Source organism: Dinoroseobacter shibae DFL 12 = DSM 16493 (assembly GCF_000018145.1).
Taxonomy (GTDB): Bacteria; Pseudomonadota; Alphaproteobacteria; order Rhodobacterales; family Rhodobacteraceae; genus Dinoroseobacter; species Dinoroseobacter shibae.
In genome coordinates this window covers 2,529,643-2,548,128 of sequence record NC_009952.1, presented here as the reverse complement: position 1 = coordinate 2,548,128, position 18,486 = coordinate 2,529,643, and the positions used below count along the sequence as shown (strand labels likewise).

Annotated in this window: 15 protein-coding genes, 1 pseudogene and 1 riboswitch; of the genes and pseudogenes, 12 read left to right on the top strand and 4 right to left on the bottom strand. The window is 68.2% G+C overall.

Features of this window, described 5'->3' with window-relative positions; genetic code table 11:
* Positions 1 to 107: 107 nt before the first annotated feature.
* Positions 108 to 1,286, bottom strand: a complete 1,179-nt coding sequence (gene metZ, locus DSHI_RS12265) for an O-succinylhomoserine sulfhydrylase (RefSeq protein WP_012179075.1) — start codon at positions 1,284 to 1,286, stop codon at positions 108 to 110.
* A 64-nt stretch (positions 1,287 to 1,350) separates the two neighbouring features.
* A riboswitch (SAM riboswitch) is annotated at positions 1,351 to 1,427 on the bottom strand.
* 130 nt (positions 1,428 to 1,557) lie between these two features.
* On the opposite strand from metZ, the pseudogene DSHI_RS23115 reads away from it, so the two are divergent.
* A pseudogene (locus DSHI_RS23115) lies at positions 1,558 to 2,049 on the top strand (hypothetical protein); the annotation flags it as partial.
* Between the two features lie 79 nt (positions 2,050 to 2,128).
* On the opposite strand, the gene DSHI_RS22500 reads toward DSHI_RS23115, so the two are convergent.
* Positions 2,129 to 2,329 (bottom strand): hypothetical protein, encoded by a 201-nt coding sequence (locus DSHI_RS22500; RefSeq protein WP_162017708.1) that lies wholly within the window; start codon positions 2,327 to 2,329, stop codon positions 2,129 to 2,131.
* 168 nt (positions 2,330 to 2,497) lie between these two features.
* Here DSHI_RS22500 and DSHI_RS12255 point away from each other — a divergent pair, with 168 nt between their 5' ends.
* Positions 2,498 to 3,205 (top strand): glutathione S-transferase N-terminal domain-containing protein, encoded by a 708-nt coding sequence (locus tag DSHI_RS12255; RefSeq protein ID WP_012179074.1) that lies wholly within the window; start codon positions 2,498 to 2,500, stop codon positions 3,203 to 3,205.
* 45 nt (positions 3,206 to 3,250) lie between these two features.
* Positions 3,251 to 4,699, top strand: a complete 1,449-nt coding sequence (locus tag DSHI_RS12250; protein ID WP_012179073.1) for a TrkH family potassium uptake protein — start codon at positions 3,251 to 3,253, stop codon at positions 4,697 to 4,699.
* A gap of 6 nt (positions 4,700 to 4,705) precedes the next feature.
* Here the strand turns inward: DSHI_RS12250 and DSHI_RS12245 are convergent, their stop codons facing one another.
* Positions 4,706 to 6,436, bottom strand: coding sequence for a serine protease (locus DSHI_RS12245; RefSeq protein WP_012179072.1), 1,731 nt, complete (start codon positions 6,434 to 6,436; stop codon positions 4,706 to 4,708).
* A gap of 142 nt (positions 6,437 to 6,578) precedes the next feature.
* Here DSHI_RS12245 and DSHI_RS12240 point away from each other — a divergent pair, with 142 nt between their 5' ends.
* The 9 genes from DSHI_RS12240 to DSHI_RS22995 all read left to right on the top strand — a co-directional run bounded on the left by DSHI_RS12240 (position 6,579) and on the right by DSHI_RS22995 (position 17,383).
* On the top strand, positions 6,579 to 7,505 hold the full coding sequence (locus DSHI_RS12240; RefSeq protein ID WP_044027852.1) for a glycine--tRNA ligase subunit alpha: 927 nt from the start codon (positions 6,579 to 6,581) through the stop codon (positions 7,503 to 7,505).
* On the top strand, positions 7,502 to 7,978 hold the full coding sequence (locus tag DSHI_RS12235) for a DUF6446 family protein (RefSeq protein WP_012179070.1): 477 nt from the start codon (positions 7,502 to 7,504) through the stop codon (positions 7,976 to 7,978). Before DSHI_RS12240 ends, DSHI_RS12235 begins: the two co-directional genes overlap by 4 nt.
* A gap of 3 nt (positions 7,979 to 7,981) precedes the next feature.
* Entirely contained in the window at positions 7,982 to 10,144 is a 2,163-nt protein-coding gene (gene glyS / locus DSHI_RS12230; protein ID WP_012179069.1) for a glycine--tRNA ligase subunit beta, read from the top strand.
* A gap of 156 nt (positions 10,145 to 10,300) precedes the next feature.
* Positions 10,301 to 12,889 carry a putative PEP-binding protein gene (locus DSHI_RS12225; RefSeq protein WP_012179068.1) on the top strand — a complete coding sequence of 863 codons (2,589 nt, stop codon included), beginning with the start codon at positions 10,301 to 10,303 and terminating at the stop codon, positions 12,887 to 12,889.
* A gap of 262 nt (positions 12,890 to 13,151) precedes the next feature.
* Positions 13,152 to 13,757, top strand: a complete 606-nt coding sequence (locus tag DSHI_RS12220; protein WP_157865325.1) for a cell wall hydrolase — start codon at positions 13,152 to 13,154, stop codon at positions 13,755 to 13,757.
* A 90-nt stretch (positions 13,758 to 13,847) separates the two neighbouring features.
* The gene (locus DSHI_RS12215; RefSeq protein WP_012179066.1) at positions 13,848 to 14,699 is read left to right on the top strand and encodes a dihydroneopterin aldolase; all 852 of its coding nucleotides are present in this window, start codon (positions 13,848 to 13,850) and stop codon (positions 14,697 to 14,699) included.
* Between the two features lie 10 nt (positions 14,700 to 14,709).
* Positions 14,710 to 15,723 carry a dihydropteroate synthase gene (folP, locus tag DSHI_RS12210; RefSeq protein ID WP_012179065.1) on the top strand — a complete coding sequence of 338 codons (1,014 nt, stop codon included), beginning with the start codon at positions 14,710 to 14,712 and terminating at the stop codon, positions 15,721 to 15,723.
* Positions 15,724 to 15,741: 18 nt separating this feature from the next.
* Positions 15,742 to 17,085, top strand: a complete 1,344-nt coding sequence (gene glmM, locus DSHI_RS12205; protein ID WP_012179064.1) for a phosphoglucosamine mutase — start codon at positions 15,742 to 15,744, stop codon at positions 17,083 to 17,085.
* A 169-nt stretch (positions 17,086 to 17,254) separates the two neighbouring features.
* Positions 17,255 to 17,383: a hypothetical protein gene (locus tag DSHI_RS22995; protein WP_274580738.1), complete on the top strand. Its 129-nt coding sequence runs from the start codon at positions 17,255 to 17,257 to the stop codon at positions 17,381 to 17,383.
* A gap of 70 nt (positions 17,384 to 17,453) precedes the next feature.
* Here DSHI_RS22995 and ilvC read toward each other — a convergent pair whose 3' ends face one another.
* On the bottom strand, positions 17,454 to 18,476 hold the full coding sequence (ilvC, locus tag DSHI_RS12200; RefSeq protein ID WP_012179063.1) for a ketol-acid reductoisomerase: 1,023 nt from the start codon (positions 18,474 to 18,476) through the stop codon (positions 17,454 to 17,456).
* Positions 18,477 to 18,486 lie beyond the last annotated feature (10 nt).

Here is an 18,486-nt window from a genome sequence, read left to right as displayed (position 1 = left end):
CAGCATCTTTGTGTCAAGTATACGTGACAGTCCGCCTTCTGGATCACCCGCACCGCTATTTTTGCAGGCAAATCCGCGCGCGGGAAAGGCGCATTTTTTTCCGGGGTTTACACCGCGGCGAGGGCGGTCTGCAGATCGCGCAGCAGGTCGCCCGCATCCTCCAGCCCCACCGAGAGCCGGATCAGCCCGTCGGTGATCCCCAGGCCCGCGCGCTGCTCCGGTGTCAGGCGCTGGTGGGTGGTGGTCGCCGGGTGCGTCGCGATGGATTTCGCATCCCCGAGATTGTTCGAGATGGTCACGATCTCCAGCGCGTTGAGGAAGCGGAACGCCCCCGCCTTGCCGCCCTTGATGTCCAGCGCCAGCACCGTGCCCCCCGCCGCCATCTGCGCCCGGGCCAGATCGTATTGCGGATGGCTCGGCAGGTGCGGGAAGATCACTTTTTCCAGTGCCGCGTGCCCCTCCAGCGTCTCGGCCAGCGCTTGCGCGGTTTCCGCCTGCGCGCGCACCCGCAGATCCAGCGTCTCCATGGATTTCAGCATGACCCAGGCGTTGAACGGGCTGAGCGAGCCGCCGGTGTGTTTCAGGTAGGGCTCGGCCACCTTGCGCACAAAGTCCCTGGTGCCGCAGATCACCCCGCCGAGGCAGCGCCCCTGTCCGTCGATATGCTTGGTGGCGGAATAGACGATCACATCCGCGCCCTGGTCCTTGGCGCGCGAAAAGATCGGCGTGGCGAAGACATTGTCCACGATGACCAGCGCGCCCACCGCATGGGCCAGTTTCGCGACCGCTTCGATGTCGATCACTTCCAGCGTCGGGTTGGAAATCGTCTCGAAGAACACCGCCTTGGTGTCGGGCCGGATCGCGGCGCGCCAGGCCGCGAGGTCCGTACCGTCCACGAAGGTCACTTCCACCCCGTAGCGGGTCAGCACCTCTTCGAGGATATAGAGGCACGAGCCGAAGAGCGCGCGCGCCGAGACCACGTGATCGCCCGCCCGCAGCATCGAGGCCAGCGCGCCATTGACCGCCGCCATGCCGGACGCGGTGGCAAAGGCGTCCTCGGTCCCCTCCACCGCGGCGATCCGGTCCTCGAACATCCGCACCGTCGGGTTGCCGTAGCGGGCATAGATGAACTCGTCCGCGCCCGCCTCGATGAACCGCGCCTCCGCGGCCTCGGCGGTGTCGTAGACAAACCCCTGGGTGAGGAAAATCGCCTCGGCCACCTCGCCATACTGGCTGCGCCGCGTGCCCGCATGGACCAGCTTTGTCCGGGTCTGTTTCTCGGTCATCTCTCGTCTCCTGTCGCGCCGGAGCTTGGGTTCCGGGCACGAAAAAACCCCGCAGCCGGACGGGCTCGGGGGTTCCGCGTCCTTTTAGCAGCGTGTTTTACGTGGCCTGCAATCCGGCACCAAATCACCACGGTGTCGCGGGTCTAGGGGTGTTGCGCGGCGCGGTCAAGCACCGTCACGGAAGTCTAACGAAAGTTTCACACCCCCTTCGTAGTCTGGCACTACCCGCCATCCACAACATCTGGTGCCACGCAGAGCGAAGGGAGCCGTCATGCCCGTCCTCAATCTGACCGTGACCGAGACCGTCACCGGGCTTGCCGGGGGCGAGACCGGGTTCGACCGGCGGCTGGGCCGGGCGGCGGCGGCGGGCGGGCCGACCGACCCGATCGTGCTCTTGATCCACGGGTTTCGCTACTCGCCCCTGCGCGGCCCCACCAACCCCCATGACAGCCTCTATGCGACCGCGCCGGGCGGGCGCAAACGGCCCCGGCGGCAGCTTTCCTGGCCCGCCGCGCTGGGGTTTCGCGACGATCCCGACGACCCGGGGCTCTGCCTGCCCATCGGCTGGGACGCGCGCGGCACCTTCGCCGAGGCTTTCGCCCAGGCCGAGGCGGTGGGCACGCACCTTGCGCAGTTCATCGCGCGGCTCCATGCGCGCTACCCCGCGCGCCCGATCAAGCTGATGGGCCATTCCCTGGGCGGGCGGGTCGCGCTCGCGGCGCTCGGCGCGCTGCCCGCGCCCATGGTGCGCCAGGTGATCCTGCTGGCCCCCGCGGATTTCGACACCCATGCCCGGGCGGTCCTGACCCGGCCCGGCGCCCAGGGCGCCGAGATCCTGCAGATCAGCCCCCCGGGAAAACTGGCTCTTCGACCGGCTGCTGGAACAGGCCCTGCGCCGCGAGGCCGGGACCGGCACGGCCCTCGGCCGCCGCCCGCCCCGGGCGGAGAACTGGATCGCGCTGAGCCTCGCCGACGAGGCGGAGCTGGCCAATCTCGCGGCCCTCGGCCACGCCATCGGCCCGCGCTGCGCGCCGGTGTGCCACTGGGGCGCCTACCTGCGCGCGGGGGTGATGGACCTCTACTCCGCGCTGCTGACCGACCGCGGCCCGCAGGCCCTGCGCGATCTGGCCCCGCCGCCGCGCAGCCTGCCCTGACCCTTGCGCCCGCGGCCCGACCCGTCATAGTCGGACCAAACCCCGCGGAGCCGCCCCATGACCCGACCCATCGAGCTCTATTTCTGGCCCACGCCGAACGGCTGGAAGGCCTCCATCGCGCTGGAGGAAATGGGCCTGCCCTACACCACGCATCTCGTGAACATCGGGGCAGGGGACCAGTTCAAGCCTGCCTTCCTCGCCATCTCGCCCAACAACCGGATGCCCGCCATCACCGATCCCGACGGCCCCGACGGCGCGCCGATCTCGATCTTCGAGAGCGGCGCGATCCTGCAATACCTCGCGCGCAAGACCAGCCGCTTCTACGGCGCGACCGAGCGCGACCGCATCGCCGTGGACCAGTGGCTGATGTGGCAGATGGGCGGGCTCGGCCCCATGGCGGGCCAGGCCCATCACTTCCTTAAATACGCCCCCGCCATGGACCCGCCCAACGACCTGCCCTACGCCAAGGACCGCTACCGGGCCGAGACCGGGCGGCTCTACAAGGTGCTCGACACCCAACTGTCCAGGCACGAATTCATCGCGGGCGACTTCTACTCCATTGCCGACATGGCCTGCTGGGGCTGGGCGTCGCTCTGGGAGGGTCAGCAGCAAACCCTCGACGACAAACCCCACATGGCGCGCTGGCTCGACACGCTGGCGGCCCGCCCGGGCGTGCAGGCGGGCCGCGCGCTCCATGCCGACAAGCGTGCCGATTTCCGCAAGGAAACCGGCGCCCACGCGTCCCTCTTCAAGACCAAGACCTGAGCCAGGCGTTGACAGCCCCCCCGGCACAGGCCAACCCTGCGCGCCATGTTTGACCTGCGCCCCGTCGGATACGTGATCGGCCTGCTGGTGGCCGCCCTGGGCGCCTCCATGCTGGTGCCCATGGCGCTCGACCTGATCGCGGGCAACGGGCACTGGCCCGCCTTCCTGGAATCCGCGATCCTGTCGGGGCTTGTCGGCGGTCTGACCGCGATTGCCTGCGCCAACGGGGTGGGCGACCGGCTGAATATCCAGCAGACCTTCCTGCTGACCACGGGCGTCTGGCTCGCCCTGCCGGTCTTCGCGGCGCTGCCCTTCGTGTTCGGGGCGACCGAGGCGCGCTATGTCGATGCATTCTTCGAGGCGATGTCGGGCCTGACCACCACCGGCTCGACCGTCTTCACCGGGCTGGAAACCCTGCCGCCCGGCCTGCTGCTGTGGCGGGGCATGATGCAGTGGTTCGGCGGGGTGGGGATCATCGTGGTGGCCATGGTGTTCCTGCCGGAGCTGCGCATCGGCGGGATGCAGATCTTCCGCTCCGAAGGGTTCGACACGATCGGCAAGATCCTGCCCCGCGCCACCCAGATCGCCAGCCGGATCTCGGTGATCTATCTCGGCCTGACCGGGGCCTGCGCGCTGACCTACCTGATCCTCGGGATGACCGGCTTCGACGCGGTGGTCCACGCCATGACCACGGTCGCCACGGGCGGCTTCGCCAATTCCGACGCCAGTTTCGGCGCCTTCCCGGCGGCCATGGAATACGCCGCCACTCTGTTCATGCTGCTCGCGGCCCTGCCATTCGTGCGTTATGTCCAGCTGGTCGCGGGCACCGCACGCCCCCTGCTGCATGACCCGCAGGTGCGGGCCTTCTTCGCCACGGTCGCGGTGATCGTGCTGATCATCGCCACGTGGAAGATGATCGCCATCGACACGCCGGGCGAGGAATCCCTCCGCAAGTCCCTGTTCAACACGGTCTCGATCATCACCGGGACGGGCTATGCCAGCGCCGATTACATGCTCTGGGGGGCCTTCCCGGTGGTGGTGCTGTTCTTTGCCGGGCTGATCGGTGGCTGCGCGGGCTCGACCGCCTGCTCGATCAAGGTGTTCCGCTACCAGCTGCTGATCGCCTCCATCGTGGCGCAGATCCGGCGCATCCACTCGCCCCACGGCATGTTCACGCCCCGCTATGGCGGCAAGCCGGTGACCGAAGACGTGCTGTCCTCGGTCATGGCGTTCTTCGTGATGTTCACCGTCTCGCTCGGCATCCTGTCGGTGCTGCTCGCGCTGACCGGGCTCGACTTCATCACCTCGGTGTCGGGCGCGGCCACCGCACTGGGCAATATCGGCCCTGGCCTCGGCGACCAGATCGGGCCCGCAGGCAATTTCGCGGGCCTCAACGACACCGCGAAATGGATCCTGTCGGCCGCGATGCTGATCGGGCGGCTGGAGCTGATGGTGGTCTTCGCGCTCTTTACCGTGCGGTTCTGGCGCGCCTGAGCGACCCTACTCGGCCCAGCACGACACCAGCACCGTGAGGTTCTCCGCCAGCATGGCCAACCGCTCGGGCGGCAGGGCGGTACTTGGATCGCTCTGGACGATCTCGACCCCCGCCGCGCCCAGCCAGTCGGTGATCGCGGCCGCATCGGCACTGAAATTCACGTCCTCCGGCAGCACCCGGCCCCCGTCCATGCCCCGGGGCAGCAACAGCCCCAGCACCCCGCCCGCCACGTCCAGAACCGGGCCGCCCGCATCGGCCTCGGTCACGGTCACGGCGAGCCGGTCGAGCGCGTCTTCCCCGGTCAGGCCGCGCAGATCCGCCAGTGTCCCGAAACTCAGCGTCGGCGCCCCCAGCAGCCCGCCATAGGAATAGCCCGCCACCGCGATCTCCGCCTGCAACCGCGCAGGCCCGGGCGCGAACCGCGCCACGGCCATCGGTGCCACGGTCTCGGTCGGGCTGAGCAGCGCAAGGCCCAGATCCGGATCGCTCTGTGTCAGTTCCGCCGCGATGTCGTCCCCGATGGTCAGCCGCGCGCAGCCCTCCAGCCCCCGCGCCGCCGTCAGCACGTCTCCCGCGGGCGTGACGAAAAACCCCGACCCCGCGCGGATCGGTTGCCGCACCTCCAGCCCCGCCAGCAGGTCGATCCGCTGCTCGGCTTGGCGGTCGCCCAGCGTCGGGTCCAGCGCGCTGTCGCCCACGGGCTCGAAACTCGCGCGCATCATCTGCGCCGCCCGCGCCATCAGGCGCGCGTCCTCGGGCGGCCACACCAGGGTGAAGCCCTTGATCAGCCCATCCTCCAGCGCGGCATAGGTATAGGACTCGATCTCGCCGTTGCGCCCGCGGATCTCGAAGCTGTCGCCCGAGAGCGCCCGTTCCCCCTCCCGCGGGATCACCTCCAGCGTCTGCATGATCTCGTACAGCCCGGCGAGGCCCGCGGGCGAGCCCTCCTGGCTGATCAGCAGTGCCTTGCGCCCGCCGTCGCCGGTGTAATGCACGAAGGGCGGCTCGATCCGGTCGAACGCCACCATTCCCATCGGCATGTCCAGCGCGATCCCGGCGTCTTCGCGGGCCACGCGGGTCATCCCCAGCGCGGCCAGGTCGCCCTGCCATTCGGCCAGCAGCTGCGCGCGCTGCGCCGTGGTCAGCGTGCCGGTCACCGGCAAGCCGCGATCGGCCTGCCACTCCGACATGGCCCGCCGCGTGCCCGGGCCGAACGCCCCGTCAATCGCCGCCCGGTAGAACCCGAACCACTGCATCGCCTGCTGCAAGGCCTCCCGCGCGGGCCGGTCCAGGGCGCGCTCGCTGGCGCGGGCCTCGGCCTCGGTCTCGTCGGGGGCCTCGGGGATCGGGCTGATCGTCAGGACCGGCGCGTCGGGCACCAGCCCGGGTGCGGTCGCGGGCGGCGTGACCTGCCCTTGGGGCCAGAACGCCGCGCCGTAATCCGTGCCATCGGCGATGAAACTGTCGCCCGGCACCTGGCCGAAACTGCGCAGCCGCGACAGCACCGCCGCCGCGTCGCCCGGGCTGAACGGCCCCAGCGCGATCGCGTACCACCCCGACGGCAGCCGGAAGCCCGCCACATCGCCCAACGCGCCCGCGTAATCCCGCGCCCGGTCCTCCGCCGCGCGCAGCGTCGGCTGTGCCTCGACCTGGATCCACACCTGCTCCTGCGCGCCTGCAACCCCCGCCATCAGCCAGATCGCCGTCGCCGCCCCTGCAAAAATCCGTCCTGTCACGCTTGTCCTCGATCAAAATTGCCCGTTTGCGCCGCACTTTGGCAAAATCCGCCGTCCCCTGCACGCAGAACCCGTCCGGGGCGCGTTGACCCTGCCGGGGCTGTTGCCTATTGAGAACGCGGCTCTGATCAAAGGCATCCCCATGGACACCCCCCGCTCGTTCCAGGAAATCATTCTACGCCTGCAGGCCTACTGGGCCGACCAGGGCTGCGCCGTGCTGCAACCCTATGACATGGAGGTGGGTGCAGGCACCTTCCACCCGGCCACCACCCTGCGCGCGCTGGGCAGCCGCCCCTGGGCCGCCGCCTATGTCCAGCCCTCGCGCCGCCCCACCGATGGCCGCTACGGCGAGAACCCCAACCGGCTGCAGCACTACTACCAGTACCAGGTCATCATCAAACCCAGCCCCCCCGACCTGCAGGAGCTCTATCTCGGCTCGCTCCGTGCCATCGGCATCGACGCCGCCCTCCACGACATCCGCTTTGTCGAGGACGACTGGGAAAGCCCCACGCTCGGCGCCTGGGGCCTGGGATGGGAGGTCTGGTGCGACGGCATGGAAGTCTCGCAATTCACCTATTTCCAGCAGGTCGGCGGCCATGACTGCCGCCCGGTCTCGGGGGAGCTGACCTATGGTCTCGAACGGCTGGCGATGTATGTGCTCGGCGTCGATCACGTCATGGACATGCCCTTCAACGCCCCCGACGCAGCCATCCCGCTGAGCTATGGCGACGTCTTCCGCCAGACCGAGGCCGAGTATTCCCGCTGGAACTTCGACCAGGCCGACACCGCGACCCTGCTCAAGCACTTCGAGGAGGCGGAGGCCGAATGCGCCGCCGCCCTCGCGGCCCCGCACCAAGACCCGAAAACCGGCAAACGCATCCTCATGGTCCACCCGGCCTATGACCAGTGCATCAAGGCCAGCCACCTGTTCAACCTGCTGGATGCGCGCGGCGTGATCTCGGTCACCGAACGCCAGGCCTATATCGGCCGGGTCCGCGCGCTCGCCAAGGCCTGCGCCGATGCCTTCGTGCAAACCGAGGCCGGCGGCTGGACGCCTGCGCCCGCATGAACCGGGGCAAGCTCGTCGGCGGCGCGATCGTGGGCTTTGCCCTGATCTTCGGGATCGTGGTCTACTACACCCAGATTTACGCCTATTATGAACAGGTTGATGCCGAAACCGTCACCATCCGCCTGACCCCCCTGGGCGGGCAGGACGCGCCCGAACCGATGCTGGCGACCAACCTGCAGGCGATCGACGGCAGCTCCAGCCCCCTGCGCTTCCGCGCCTGTTTCGACACGTCCGAAAGCCTCGCCTTGCTGACCGAGAGCTACGTGATCCACGACGCCGCCGTGCCCCTGAACGCGCCCGGCTGGTTCGACTGCTTCGACGCCGCACGGATTGGCGCGGACCTGCGCGACGGCACGGCGCTGGCCTTCCTGGGCGAGGCCGAGATCGCCGATGGCGTGGACCGGATCGTCGCCGTGTATCGCGACGGGCGCGCCTTTGCCTGGCACCAACTCAATGAAAAATTTGCGGACTGACCGATGCCCGAGCTTCTGATCGAACTCTTTTCCGAGGAAATCCCCGCCCGGATGCAGGCCCGCGCGGCGCAGGACCTGCAAAAGCTGGTCACGAACGGGCTGGTCGAGGCGGGCATCACCTATGCCGGGGCCCGCGCCTATGCCACGCCGCGCCGCCTGACCCTGGTGGTCTCCGACATGCTCGCCGCCTCCGCGCCCGTGCGCGAAGAGCGCAAGGGGCCCAAGGCCGACGCGCCCGAGAAAGCCATCGAGGGGTTCCTGCGCTCCACGGGCCTCGGCCGCGAGCAGCTTGAGACCCGCGAGACCCCCAAGGGCGACGTCCTCTTCGCCGTGATCGAAAAACCGGGCCGCCCGGCGGCGGAGATCGTGGCCGAGGTGCTCGAGACCACCATCCGCAACTTCCCCTGGCCGAAATCCATGCGCTGGGGCAGCAGCTCCTTGCGCTGGGTCCGCCCGCTGCATCGCATCCTCTGCCTGATCCGCGATGAAGAGGGGGCCGAAATCGTGCCCCTGACCGTCGACGGCATCACCGCCGGGGATGTGACCGAGGGCCACCGCTTCCTGGCACCCGGCGAGATCAAGGTCCACGGGTTCGAGGATTACGAGACCAAGCTGCGCCGCGCCAAGGTCATTCTCGATGCCGAGGAACGGGCCGAGCATATCTGGGCCGACGCCACCAATCAAGCCTTCGCCCAGGGGCTGGAGGTCGTGGAGGATCGCAGATTGCTGTCCGAGGTCGCCGGTCTGGTGGAATTTCCCGTGCCCCTGATGGGGGAGATCGACGCGGACTTCCTCGACCTGCCGCCCGAGGTGCTGCAGACCTCGATGAAAGAACATCAAAAGTTTTTCAGCGTTCGAGATCTGAAATCCGGCAAAATTGTTCGATTTGTGACAGTGGCAAATACGGAAACCACCGATCACGGGGCCACGATACTCGCCGGAAACCGCAAGGTTCTCTCGGCGCGGCTGGCCGATGCCAAGTTCTTTTGGGAAAACGATCTGAGGATCGCCCGCGCAGGCATGCAGCCCTGGCGCGAGGCGCTGGAAAACGTCACCTTCCACAACAAGCTCGGCTCCCAAGCCGCCCGCATCGCCCGCATCGCCGATCTCGCCGCCACCCTCGCGCCCCAGGTCGGCGCCGACCCGGACGCCGCCCGCACCGCCGCCGAACTGGCCAAGGCGGACCTCAGCTCGGAAATGGTCTTTGAGTTCCCCGAGCTTCAGGGCCTGATGGGCCGCTACTATGCCGAGGCCGCGGGCCACCCGGCGGAGATCGCCGCGGTCGCCCAGGACCACTACCAACCCCTCGGCCCCTCCGACGCCGTGCCCACAGCCCCCCTCAGCATCGCCGTGGCGCTGGCCGACAAGCTCGACACCCTCACCGGCTTCTGGGCCATCGACGAGAAACCCACCGGCTCCAAGGACCCATTTGCCTTGCGCCGCGCCGCCCTCGGCGTGATCCGGATCGTGCTGGAGAATGGGCTTCGATTGCCGCTAATTAATTCGGTTAAGCACCACAACTCCGAGAACACTTCGAGACCACTATTCTCTGCCCTCGTTGCGCATGCAAAAACTGATCAAGAACGTGCCGACGGTAGCAAATCGATGAGCGACTGGAAGGCGTTGGTTGCCCGCAGTCAGGACGACCTCCTCTCCTTCTTCCACGACCGCCTCAAGGTCTTCCTGCGCGACGAGGGCATCCGCCACGATATCATCGACGCCTGTCTCGCCATGGAGGGCAATGACGACCTGCTGCTGCTGGTGAACCGCGCCCGCGCCCTTTCGGAAACCCTGAAAACCGAGGATGGCGAGAACCTGCTCCAGGGGTTCAAGCGCGCCAACAACATCCTCACCCAGGCGGAGGAGGCCGACGGGGTCGAATACTCCTACGGCGCGGACCCGAAGTTTGCCGAGACCGACGAGGAGCGCGCGCTCTTCGCGGCCCTCGACACCGCCGAGGCCGTGATCGACCCGGCGCTCGAAGCCGAGGATTTCGCCGCCGCCACCGCCGCCATGGCGTCCCTGCGCGCGCCGCTCGATGCCTTCTTCGAGGCCGTGCAGGTCAATGCCGAGAACCAGATCCTGCGCCGCAACCGGCTCAACCTGCTCTCCCGCATCCGCGCGACCTGCCTGAAACTGGCCGATCTGACCAGGATCGAGGGTTAACGCGCCCTGAACGGGGCGCGCGGAGGTGCCCGACACTTGCCCGACGCATGTCCGACAGGTGCCCGACCCGGATCCGACCGCGTGCAGATGCGTCCTTGGTGGCAGTTGCAAATGCGCCGACTCCGTCTATCGTAGCGCTAACAGGAGGATGCTGCGGTGCAGAAGAACGCGCCTTTCACCGAGATCACAAGGACCGTGGACCTCTCCGCCGAGACCCACGGCCAACGCGCGAAATGCATCCAGCGGCTGATCCGGCTCGACATGCCCGTGCCCCATACCGTCGCGCTGAGCTTCGAGACGGTGCACGGGATCGCGGCGGGTCAAGTCATTGATACAAGGCCCCTTTTGGGAAGTTTCGGGGCCGACAGCCTGGTCTCCGTACGGCCCAGCCCGGCGATGCAGGAATGGGGCGGCCCCACGGCGATGCTCGATGTGGGCATGAACGACACCATGCTGCTGACCCTGTCGGAAACCATCGGCGCCGAGGCCGCCCGCGCGCTTTATCTGCGCTTCGTGCAGGCCTACGCGGTGGAGGTCGCTCGGCTCGATCCCGAGCTGTTCGAGCCAACCGAGCCAACTCGCGACGCCCTCGTCCAATCCCTTGAAATATATGAAGAAGAAATGGACGAACCCTTCCCCCAGGACCCGGCGAATCAGCTCGCCGCGGTGCTGAAATCCATGGCACGCGCCTGGGAAGGGACCTCCGCACGGCTGCTGCGCCAGGCCAAGGGCGCGCCGCCTGATGCGGGACTCGGGCTCGTGGTGCAACGCATGGCGCTGGGCATGGGCGCGGCCGAGAGCGGCTCCGGCGTGATTCAGTTCGTCAGCTCCGAGACCGGCCTGGCCCAGATCACCGGCCGCTATCTCAGCCAGTCCCAGGGCCGCGACGCGCTCGCCCGCCGGGCCGAGGCGTTGTACCTGTCCCGCGACAGCCGCGGCCCGTCCCTCGAAGACGCCTGCCCCGAGGCCTTTGCCGAGCTGCGCGCCTTCGGCGATGTGCTGCGCACCGGGCTGCGCGAGGAGATGCAGATCGAGTTCGCCCTCGATGCCGGCAAGCTCAGCGTGCTCGACGCGGTCCGCGTGCCGCGCGCGCCCCGGGCGGCGGTGCGCATCGCCGTGGCGCTGGCCGAAAGCGGCGTGATCAGCAAGGAGGACGCGATCCTGCGGATCGAGCCGCGCACCTTGCCCGAACTGCTGCACCGGCAGGTCGCGTTCGACGCGCAGCGCGACCCGATCGCCAAGGGCATGGCCGCCAGCCCCGGCGCGGCGACCGGGCAGCTGGTGTTTTCCGCCACCGCCGCCCAGGCCTGCGCCGCCCAGGAGACGCCCTGCATCCTGGTCCGGCCCGAAACCTCGCCCGAGGATATCCGGGGCATGCACGCGGCCTCCGGCGTGCTGACCGAGAAGGGCGGCATGACCAGCCACGCGGCGGTGATCGCCAGGGGCCTGGGCAAGCCTTGCGTCGTGGGCACGCGGGATATCACCCTGGATTTGCGGGCAAAAACCCTGACCACCCGGGATGGGCGCGTGTTTGCCGAGGGCGACACGGTGACCCTGGACGGAACCGCCGGGGCTTGTCTCGCCGGGGCGCCGCGGCTGATGGAGCCGGCGCTCGACGGGTCCTTCCGCACGCTCATGGCCTGGGCCGACCAGGCCCGCGATATCGGCATCCGTGCCAATGCGGACACGCCCGCCGACGCCGAAACCGCCCGCCGGTTCGACGCCGAGGGGATCGGGCTGTGCCGGACCGAGCACATGTTCTTCGACGAAGACCGCCTGACCGTGATGCACGAGATGATCTTCGCCGAGACCGGCGAGGCGCGCGGCGCGGCGCTGGAGCGGCTCTTGCCCATGCAGCGGGAGGATTTCGTCGACCTGTTCGAGATCATGCGCGGCAAGCCGGTCTGCATCCGGCTGTTCGACCCGCCCCTGCACGAGTTCCTGCCGACCTCGCGGGAGGGCATCTGGAACCTGGCCGAGGCGCTGGACCTGCCGGTCTCGACGGTCACCCACCGGATCGAGGCGCTGAGCGAATACAACCCGATGCTGGGCATGCGCGGCGTGCGGCTCGGCATCGCGATCCCGGAGATCTACGAGATGCAGGCGCGCGCGATCTTCGAGGCGACGGTGGATGTCAGCCTCAAGGGCGCGATCGTGACGCCGGAGATCATGCTGCCGCTGGTTTCGGCCCGGCGAGAGGTCGAACTGCTCAAGACCAATATCGATGCGGTCGCCGCCGCGGTGCGCAACGAGCGCGGCACGCGCTTCGGCTTCCGTCTGGGCGTGATGGTGGAGACGCCGCGCGCCGCCCTGAAGGCCGGGGAGATCGCCGAGATCACCGACTTTTTATCATTTGGAACCAATGACCTGACCCAGATGACCTATGGGCTCAGCCGCGACGATGCAGGCCGGTTCATGGGAACTTATGTCCAGCAGGGGGTCTTTGCCGAGGATCCGTTCCATACGCTCGATGCGGATGGTGTGGGCGAATTGCTCAACATCGCGGCCGAACGAGGCAGGGCAGTGAAACCTGACTTGACCCTGTCGATTTGCGGCGAGCATGGGGGCGACCCCGATTCGATTGATTTTTGCCGAAAAGCGGGCTTTTCCTACGTTTCGTGCTCACCGTTTCGCGTGCCCGTGGCGCGTATGGCCGCAGCCCACCTGGCGCTGACGGACGCGCCGGTCGAGAAAAAACCGCGCCGTTTCAACCTGCTCGGACGCGTTCTTCGCAGCGGAAGCTGACCATCCGGTCAGCGCCTTCTTGCCGCCATACTGTTGCCCCAATGCCACGGGGGTGGACGCGGCGGCCCTGTTTTCATATGAACGCCCCGCAAGTTGCGCAATGCTGCAACTGCGAGAAATTGCTGCGACTGCATCATTCTGTTCGGATGTAGCGCGGGGGCTGACGAGGTTGATGATGATGTTTGGACAAACCGTTTTGCGGTCTGCATTGGCAGGCCTTTTTATTGCAACTGGCTCTCTGTCCCTGGCCGATGTGACGGTCATGTCGTCCAACAACCCCACCAAGGCCATCGACCTGGAGCTGCGCGGTCTGCTCAGTACCGAACAGGGCATGCTTTCGGCCGTGCCCTCCGACCGGTTGCAGCGGCTGGCCTCGCCGGTCACCACCAGCCCGCTGCCCGCGGAGCGCCGCTACAGCCGTGAGTGGATCGATGCCCAGCCCCCCGTGAGCGGCGGCGAGGCGTGGGAATGCCTGGCGGAGGCGCTCTATTTCGAGGCCCGCGGCGAGACCGTGAAGGGGCAGTTCGCCGTGGCGGAGGTGATCCTCAACCGGGTCGAGTCGGCGCGGTATCCGAATTCCGTCTGCGCCGTGATCAACCAGGGCACCGGGCGCAAATACCAGTGCCAGTTCACCTATACCTGTGACGGGCACCCGGAGCGGATCGCCGAGCCGCGGGCCTGGGAACGGGTCGGCAAGGTCGCGAAGATGAGCCTGCAGAGCGCGACGCGGCCCCTGACCGATGGCGCGACCCATTATCACACGACCGCCGTGAACCCCGGCTGGGCGTCGAAATACATCCGCACCGCCGCCATCGGCGTGCACCGGTTCTACCGGCAGTATTACCCCGGCCGCACCGCGTCGCGGTAACACGCCGGTTGCGCGCCACGGGCGCAGACCCCGGGCGCGGCCTGTGCTAGCGTCCCGCCGACTCAAGCCGCGGCCAAGGATCCCCTGCTGATGAACGATGAAACCCGGCGCGCCTTCGCGCATCCCGAGGCCCGTGCGCTGCATCTGTCGCGCGACGGGCGGGACAGGATCTCCTTGCGCGATTACGTGCTGGAGGTCGAGATCGGCGCCTTTCAGGCCGAGCGGGGCACGCGCCAGCGGGTCCGGTTCAACGTGGTGGTGGAGGTGCGCGCCGCCGCCGAGACCCTGGCCGATGATGTGGACAAGATCCTGTCCTATGACACCCTGACCGAGGCGATCCATGGCGCGCTGGCCGAGGAGCGGATCAACCTGCTGGAAACGCTGGCGGAACGGGTGGCCGACCGGATCCTGTCGGACCCCAAGGCCGCGCGCGCCTTCGTGCGGATCGAGAAGCTGGATCGCGGCCCCTTCGCCCTCGGGGTCGAGATCGTGCGCACCCCCGAAGAGGCGCAGCGCATCGCCAGCCCGGTTCCGCGCCCGCGGCTCGTGCGGGTGCATGCAGCGGCCATCGCGGCGCCGGACCTGTCAGCGCGACTCGACGCGCTGGAGACGGACGGCGTGCCGGTGATCCTGTGCATTGCCGAGATCGCCCGGGAGGGGCCGCGCGCAGCCCATCCCGCCGCCCAGCGGCGGATCGACCTTCTGGCGCTGGAGCAGACCGCCTGGATGCTGGCCGGGCGCGATCCGCGCTGCGTCGTGGTGGACAGCCGGACCGAGATCGACTGGGCCCTGCGGCAGGGGCAGATGACCGTCTGGGCGCCGGGCAAGATGCTGCTCGATGCGACGGACGGCCCGGTGCCGGAGCCGCGCGACACCGAAGGGCAGGCGGCCTGGCTGGCGGCCCGGCTCGATGCGCTTGAGGTTCGCGGGCTGGATCTGTAACCCCGGCCCCATGTCGCGCGCCTATTACCGCCCCATTCCGACCCTGACCCCCGGCGCGGGGGCGCTCCGCCTCGCGGGGGGCTGGGTGTGGTGCGACGGGGTGGAGGTGCTGCGCCGGGACGCGGCGGCGGTGCTGATCCCGGCGGGGGAGGTGCCCGCGGAGATGCGCGCCCGGCTGACCGCGCCGCGCGCGCCGGTGGCGGGGCTCGCGCTGGACCGGCCGCGATTGATGGGGATCCTCAACACCACGCCGGACAGTTTTTCCGACGGAGGGCGGTTCGACGGGCTCGGGGCGGCAGTCGCCCATGCCGGGCTGATGCGGGCGCAGGGGGCGGAGATCCTCGATATCGGTGGGGAAAGCACCCGGCCCGGGGCGCGCGAAATCCCCGTGCCGGAAGAGATCGAGCGCACGGCGCCGGTGATCGCCGCCCTGCGTGCGGGCGGTGTGCGCATGCCGATCTCCATCGATACGCGCAAGGCGGCGGTGGCGGCGGCGGCACTCGACGCAGGGGCGGACATGATCAACGATGTCTCGGCCTTCGGCTTCGACCCGGAGATGGGCCCGCTCGCCCGTAAGCGGGGCGTGCCCGCCTGCCTGATGCATGCCAGGGGCGCGCCGGAGACCATGCAGAACGATCCGCGCTACGATGCGGTGCTGCTCGATGTCTATGACGCGCTGGAGGATCGGATCGCCGCGCAGGAGGCGGCGGGTCTGCCGCGGAGCCATATCCTCGCGGACCCCGGCATCGGGTTCGGCAAGACGCTGGATCACAACCTCGCGCTTCTGCGGGGGCTGAGCCTGTTTCACGGGTTGGGCTGTGCGATCCTGCTGGGGGCGTCGCGCAAATCTTTCATCGGCACTCTGTCCGCGACACCTCAGGCGGCGGACCGGGTGGCGGGGTCGGTCGCGGTGGCGCTGCACGGGGCTGCGCAGGGGGTTCAGGTCCTGCGGGTCCATGATGTAGAAGCGACGCGACAGGCGCTCGCCCTCTGGGCGCCGCTGACGCAGATCGAGACCGGGTAGGAAAGGGCAAGAACAGCCATGGCACGCAAGCTTTTCGGCACGGACGGGGTCCGGGGCACCGCCAACACCGCGCCGATGACGGCGGAGATGGCCCTGCGCCTCGGTGCGGCCGCGGGGCGGTATTTCCGCCGCGACCAGTCCGCCGCGCACCGGGTAGTGATCGGCAAGGACACGCGGCTGTCGGGCTACATGTTCGAGACCGCGCTGACCGCCGGGTTCACGTCGACGGGGATGAATGTGCTCTTGCTCGGGCCGATCCCGACGCCCGCGGTGGCGTTGCTGACCCAGTCCATGCGCGCCGATGTCGGCGTGATGATCTCGGCCAGCCACAATCCCGCCGACGACAACGGCATCAAGTTCTTCGGCCCCGACGGCTACAAGCTGAGCGATGCCGCCGAGGAGGAGATCGAGGAGATCCTGGCGGGCGATATCCGCCCCGCCCAGGCGCCCAATATCGGCCGCGCCAAGCGGATCGACGACGGGCTCGGGCGCTATATCGAGCGGGCGAAGCGGACCTTTCCCGCGCATCTGCGGCTCGACGGGCTGAAGGTGGTGGTGGATTGCGCCAACGGGGCCGCCTACAAGGTCGCGCCCGCCGTGTTGTGGGAACTGGGGGCGGATGTGATCCCCGTGGGCGTGTCGCCGAACGGGCGCAACATCAACCGCGATTGCGGCTCCACCGCGCCGCAGACCGCCGCGGAGGCGGTGGTGTCCCACGGGGCGGATGTGGGCATCTGCCTCGATGGGGATGCGGACCGGGTGATGATCCTCGACGAGAATGGCGAGTTGGCCGATGGCGATCAGCTCATGGCGCTGTTCGCGACCCGCTGGGCCGCACAGGGGCTGCTGCGCGACAACACGCTGGTGGCGACGGTGATGTCGAACCTCGGTCTGGAATACTACCTGAACGATCTGGGGCTGAAGCTGGTGCGGACCGCCGTGGGCGACCGCTACGTGGTGGAGGCGATGCGCAAGGGCGGCTGGAACCTGGGCGGAGAGCAGTCGGGCCATATCGTCATGCTGGACCACGGCACCACGGGCGACGGGCTGATGGCGGGGCTGCAATTCCTGGCCGAGATGGTGCAGCAGGGGCGCAGTGCCTCGGAGTTGAAGCACAGCTTCACCACCGTGCCGCAACGGCTTGAAAACGTGCGCTTCGGGGCCGGGCAGGACCCGCTGGCGGCGGCGTCGGTCAAGTCGGCGATTGCCGCGGCCGAGGCGCAGCTGTCGGGCAAGGGGCGGCTGTTGATCCGCAAATCCGGGACCGAGCCCTTGGTGCGGGTGATGGCGGAATGCGAGGATGAGGCGATGCTGACATCCGTGGTGGGCGAGGTGGTCGCAGCGGTCGAGGCCGCCTGCTGAACAGGCGCGGCGCCCAATTTCCGGGCGCCAGACCCGCCGCCCGGGCCGATCCCGGTGCCCATGCGATTCCGGTTTGCAAAGCCGCATCGAACCTGCAACTTTTGGCTGCAGCGGGGGTCCGGCGCTGCGTCGGATGCCCGCGATTCAAAAAAACCAGGGAGCGAAAATCATGGAAGCCGTTGTTATTGTTGTTTTGTTGGGGTTGGCCGGTCTGTGTGGCTTCATGCTCTACAAGGATGGGACCATCGTGTTGCCCGGCACCACCGTGCCGCCCAAGAAAGACGACGCCGAGAGCTGACGCGCTGCGTCGCCCATGGGCACAAAAAAGCCCCGGCACCGGCCGGGGCTTTCGCGTTTTCGAGCCAGGCTCAGTTCTTTTCCTGGTCCACCAGCTTGCCGGCGGAAATCCACGGCATCATGCCGCGCAGCTCCTTGCCGACCGCTTCGATCTGGTGCTCGTCGTTCAGGCGGCGGGTGCCCTTGAAGAACGGCTGGCCCACGGTGTTTTCCTGCATGAAGTCGCGCACGAACTTGCCGGTCTGGATGTCGGTCAGGATCGCCTTCATCCGGGCCTTGGTCTCGTCATAGGGCAGCACGCGCGGGCCGCTGACATACTCGCCATACTCGGCGGTGTTCGAGATCGAGTAGTTCATGTTGGCGATGCCGCCCTCGTAGATCAGGTCCACGATCAGCTTCACCTCGTGCAGGCACTCGAAATAGGCCATCTCGGGAGCGTAGCCCGCCTCGACCAAGGTCTCGAAGCCCATGCGGATCAGTTCCACCAGGCCGCCGCAGAGGACCGCCTGCTCGCCGAAGAGGTCGGTTTCGCATTCCTCGCGGAAGTTGGTCTCGATGATGCCCGAACGCCCGCCGCCGATGGCGGAGCAATAGGACAGGCCGATCTCCAGCGCGCGGCCGGTGGCGTCGGTGTCCACCGCCACAAGGCAGGGCACGCCGCCGCCTTTGGTGTATTCGCCGCGCACGGTGTGGCCGGGACCCTTGGGCGCCATCATGATGACGTCGACGCCCGCCTTGGGCTCGATCAGGCCGAAATGCACGTTCAACCCGTGGGCAAAGGCGATCGCGGCGCCCTCGCGGATGTTGTCATGGACGTATTTCTTGTAGGTCTCTGCCTGAAGCTCGTCGGGCATTGTGAACATGATCAGGTCGCACCAGGCGGCCGCCTCGGCGATGCCCATGACCTGCAGGCCCTCGGCCTCGGCCTTCTTGGCCGATGCGGAGCCTTCGCGCAGGGCGACGACCAGGTTCTTGGCGCCGCTGTCGCGCAGGTTCAGCGCATGGGCATGCCCCTGGGAGCCGTAGCCCAGAATGGCGACCTTCTTGTCCTTGATCAGGTTCACATCGCAGTCGCGATCGTAATAAACGCGCATTATCCATCCT

Excerpts from the sequence above, each read along its gene's own strand:
- metZ (WP_012179075.1), bottom strand. The coding sequence starts at position 1,286 with ATGACCGAGAAACAGACCCGGACAAAGCTGGTCCATGCGGGCACGCGG.
- DSHI_RS12255 (WP_012179074.1), top strand. The coding sequence starts at position 2,498 with ATGACCCGACCCATCGAGCTCTATTTCTGGCCCACGCCGAACGGCTGG.
- DSHI_RS12250 (WP_012179073.1), top strand. The coding sequence starts at position 3,251 with ATGTTTGACCTGCGCCCCGTCGGATACGTGATCGGCCTGCTGGTGGCC.
- DSHI_RS12240 (WP_044027852.1), top strand. The coding sequence starts at position 6,579 with ATGGACACCCCCCGCTCGTTCCAGGAAATCATTCTACGCCTGCAGGCC.
- DSHI_RS12235 (WP_012179070.1), top strand. The coding sequence starts at position 7,502 with ATGAACCGGGGCAAGCTCGTCGGCGGCGCGATCGTGGGCTTTGCCCTG.
- glyS (WP_012179069.1), top strand. The coding sequence starts at position 7,982 with ATGCCCGAGCTTCTGATCGAACTCTTTTCCGAGGAAATCCCCGCCCGG.
- DSHI_RS12220 (WP_157865325.1), top strand. The coding sequence starts at position 13,152 with ATGTCGTCCAACAACCCCACCAAGGCCATCGACCTGGAGCTGCGCGGT.
- DSHI_RS12215 (WP_012179066.1), top strand. The coding sequence starts at position 13,848 with ATGAACGATGAAACCCGGCGCGCCTTCGCGCATCCCGAGGCCCGTGCG.
- folP (WP_012179065.1), top strand. The coding sequence starts at position 14,710 with ATGTCGCGCGCCTATTACCGCCCCATTCCGACCCTGACCCCCGGCGCG.
- glmM (WP_012179064.1), top strand. The coding sequence starts at position 15,742 with ATGGCACGCAAGCTTTTCGGCACGGACGGGGTCCGGGGCACCGCCAAC.
- DSHI_RS22995 (WP_274580738.1), top strand. The coding sequence starts at position 17,255 with ATGGAAGCCGTTGTTATTGTTGTTTTGTTGGGGTTGGCCGGTCTGTGT.
- ilvC (WP_012179063.1), bottom strand. The coding sequence starts at position 18,476 with ATGCGCGTTTATTACGATCGCGACTGCGATGTGAACCTGATCAAGGAC.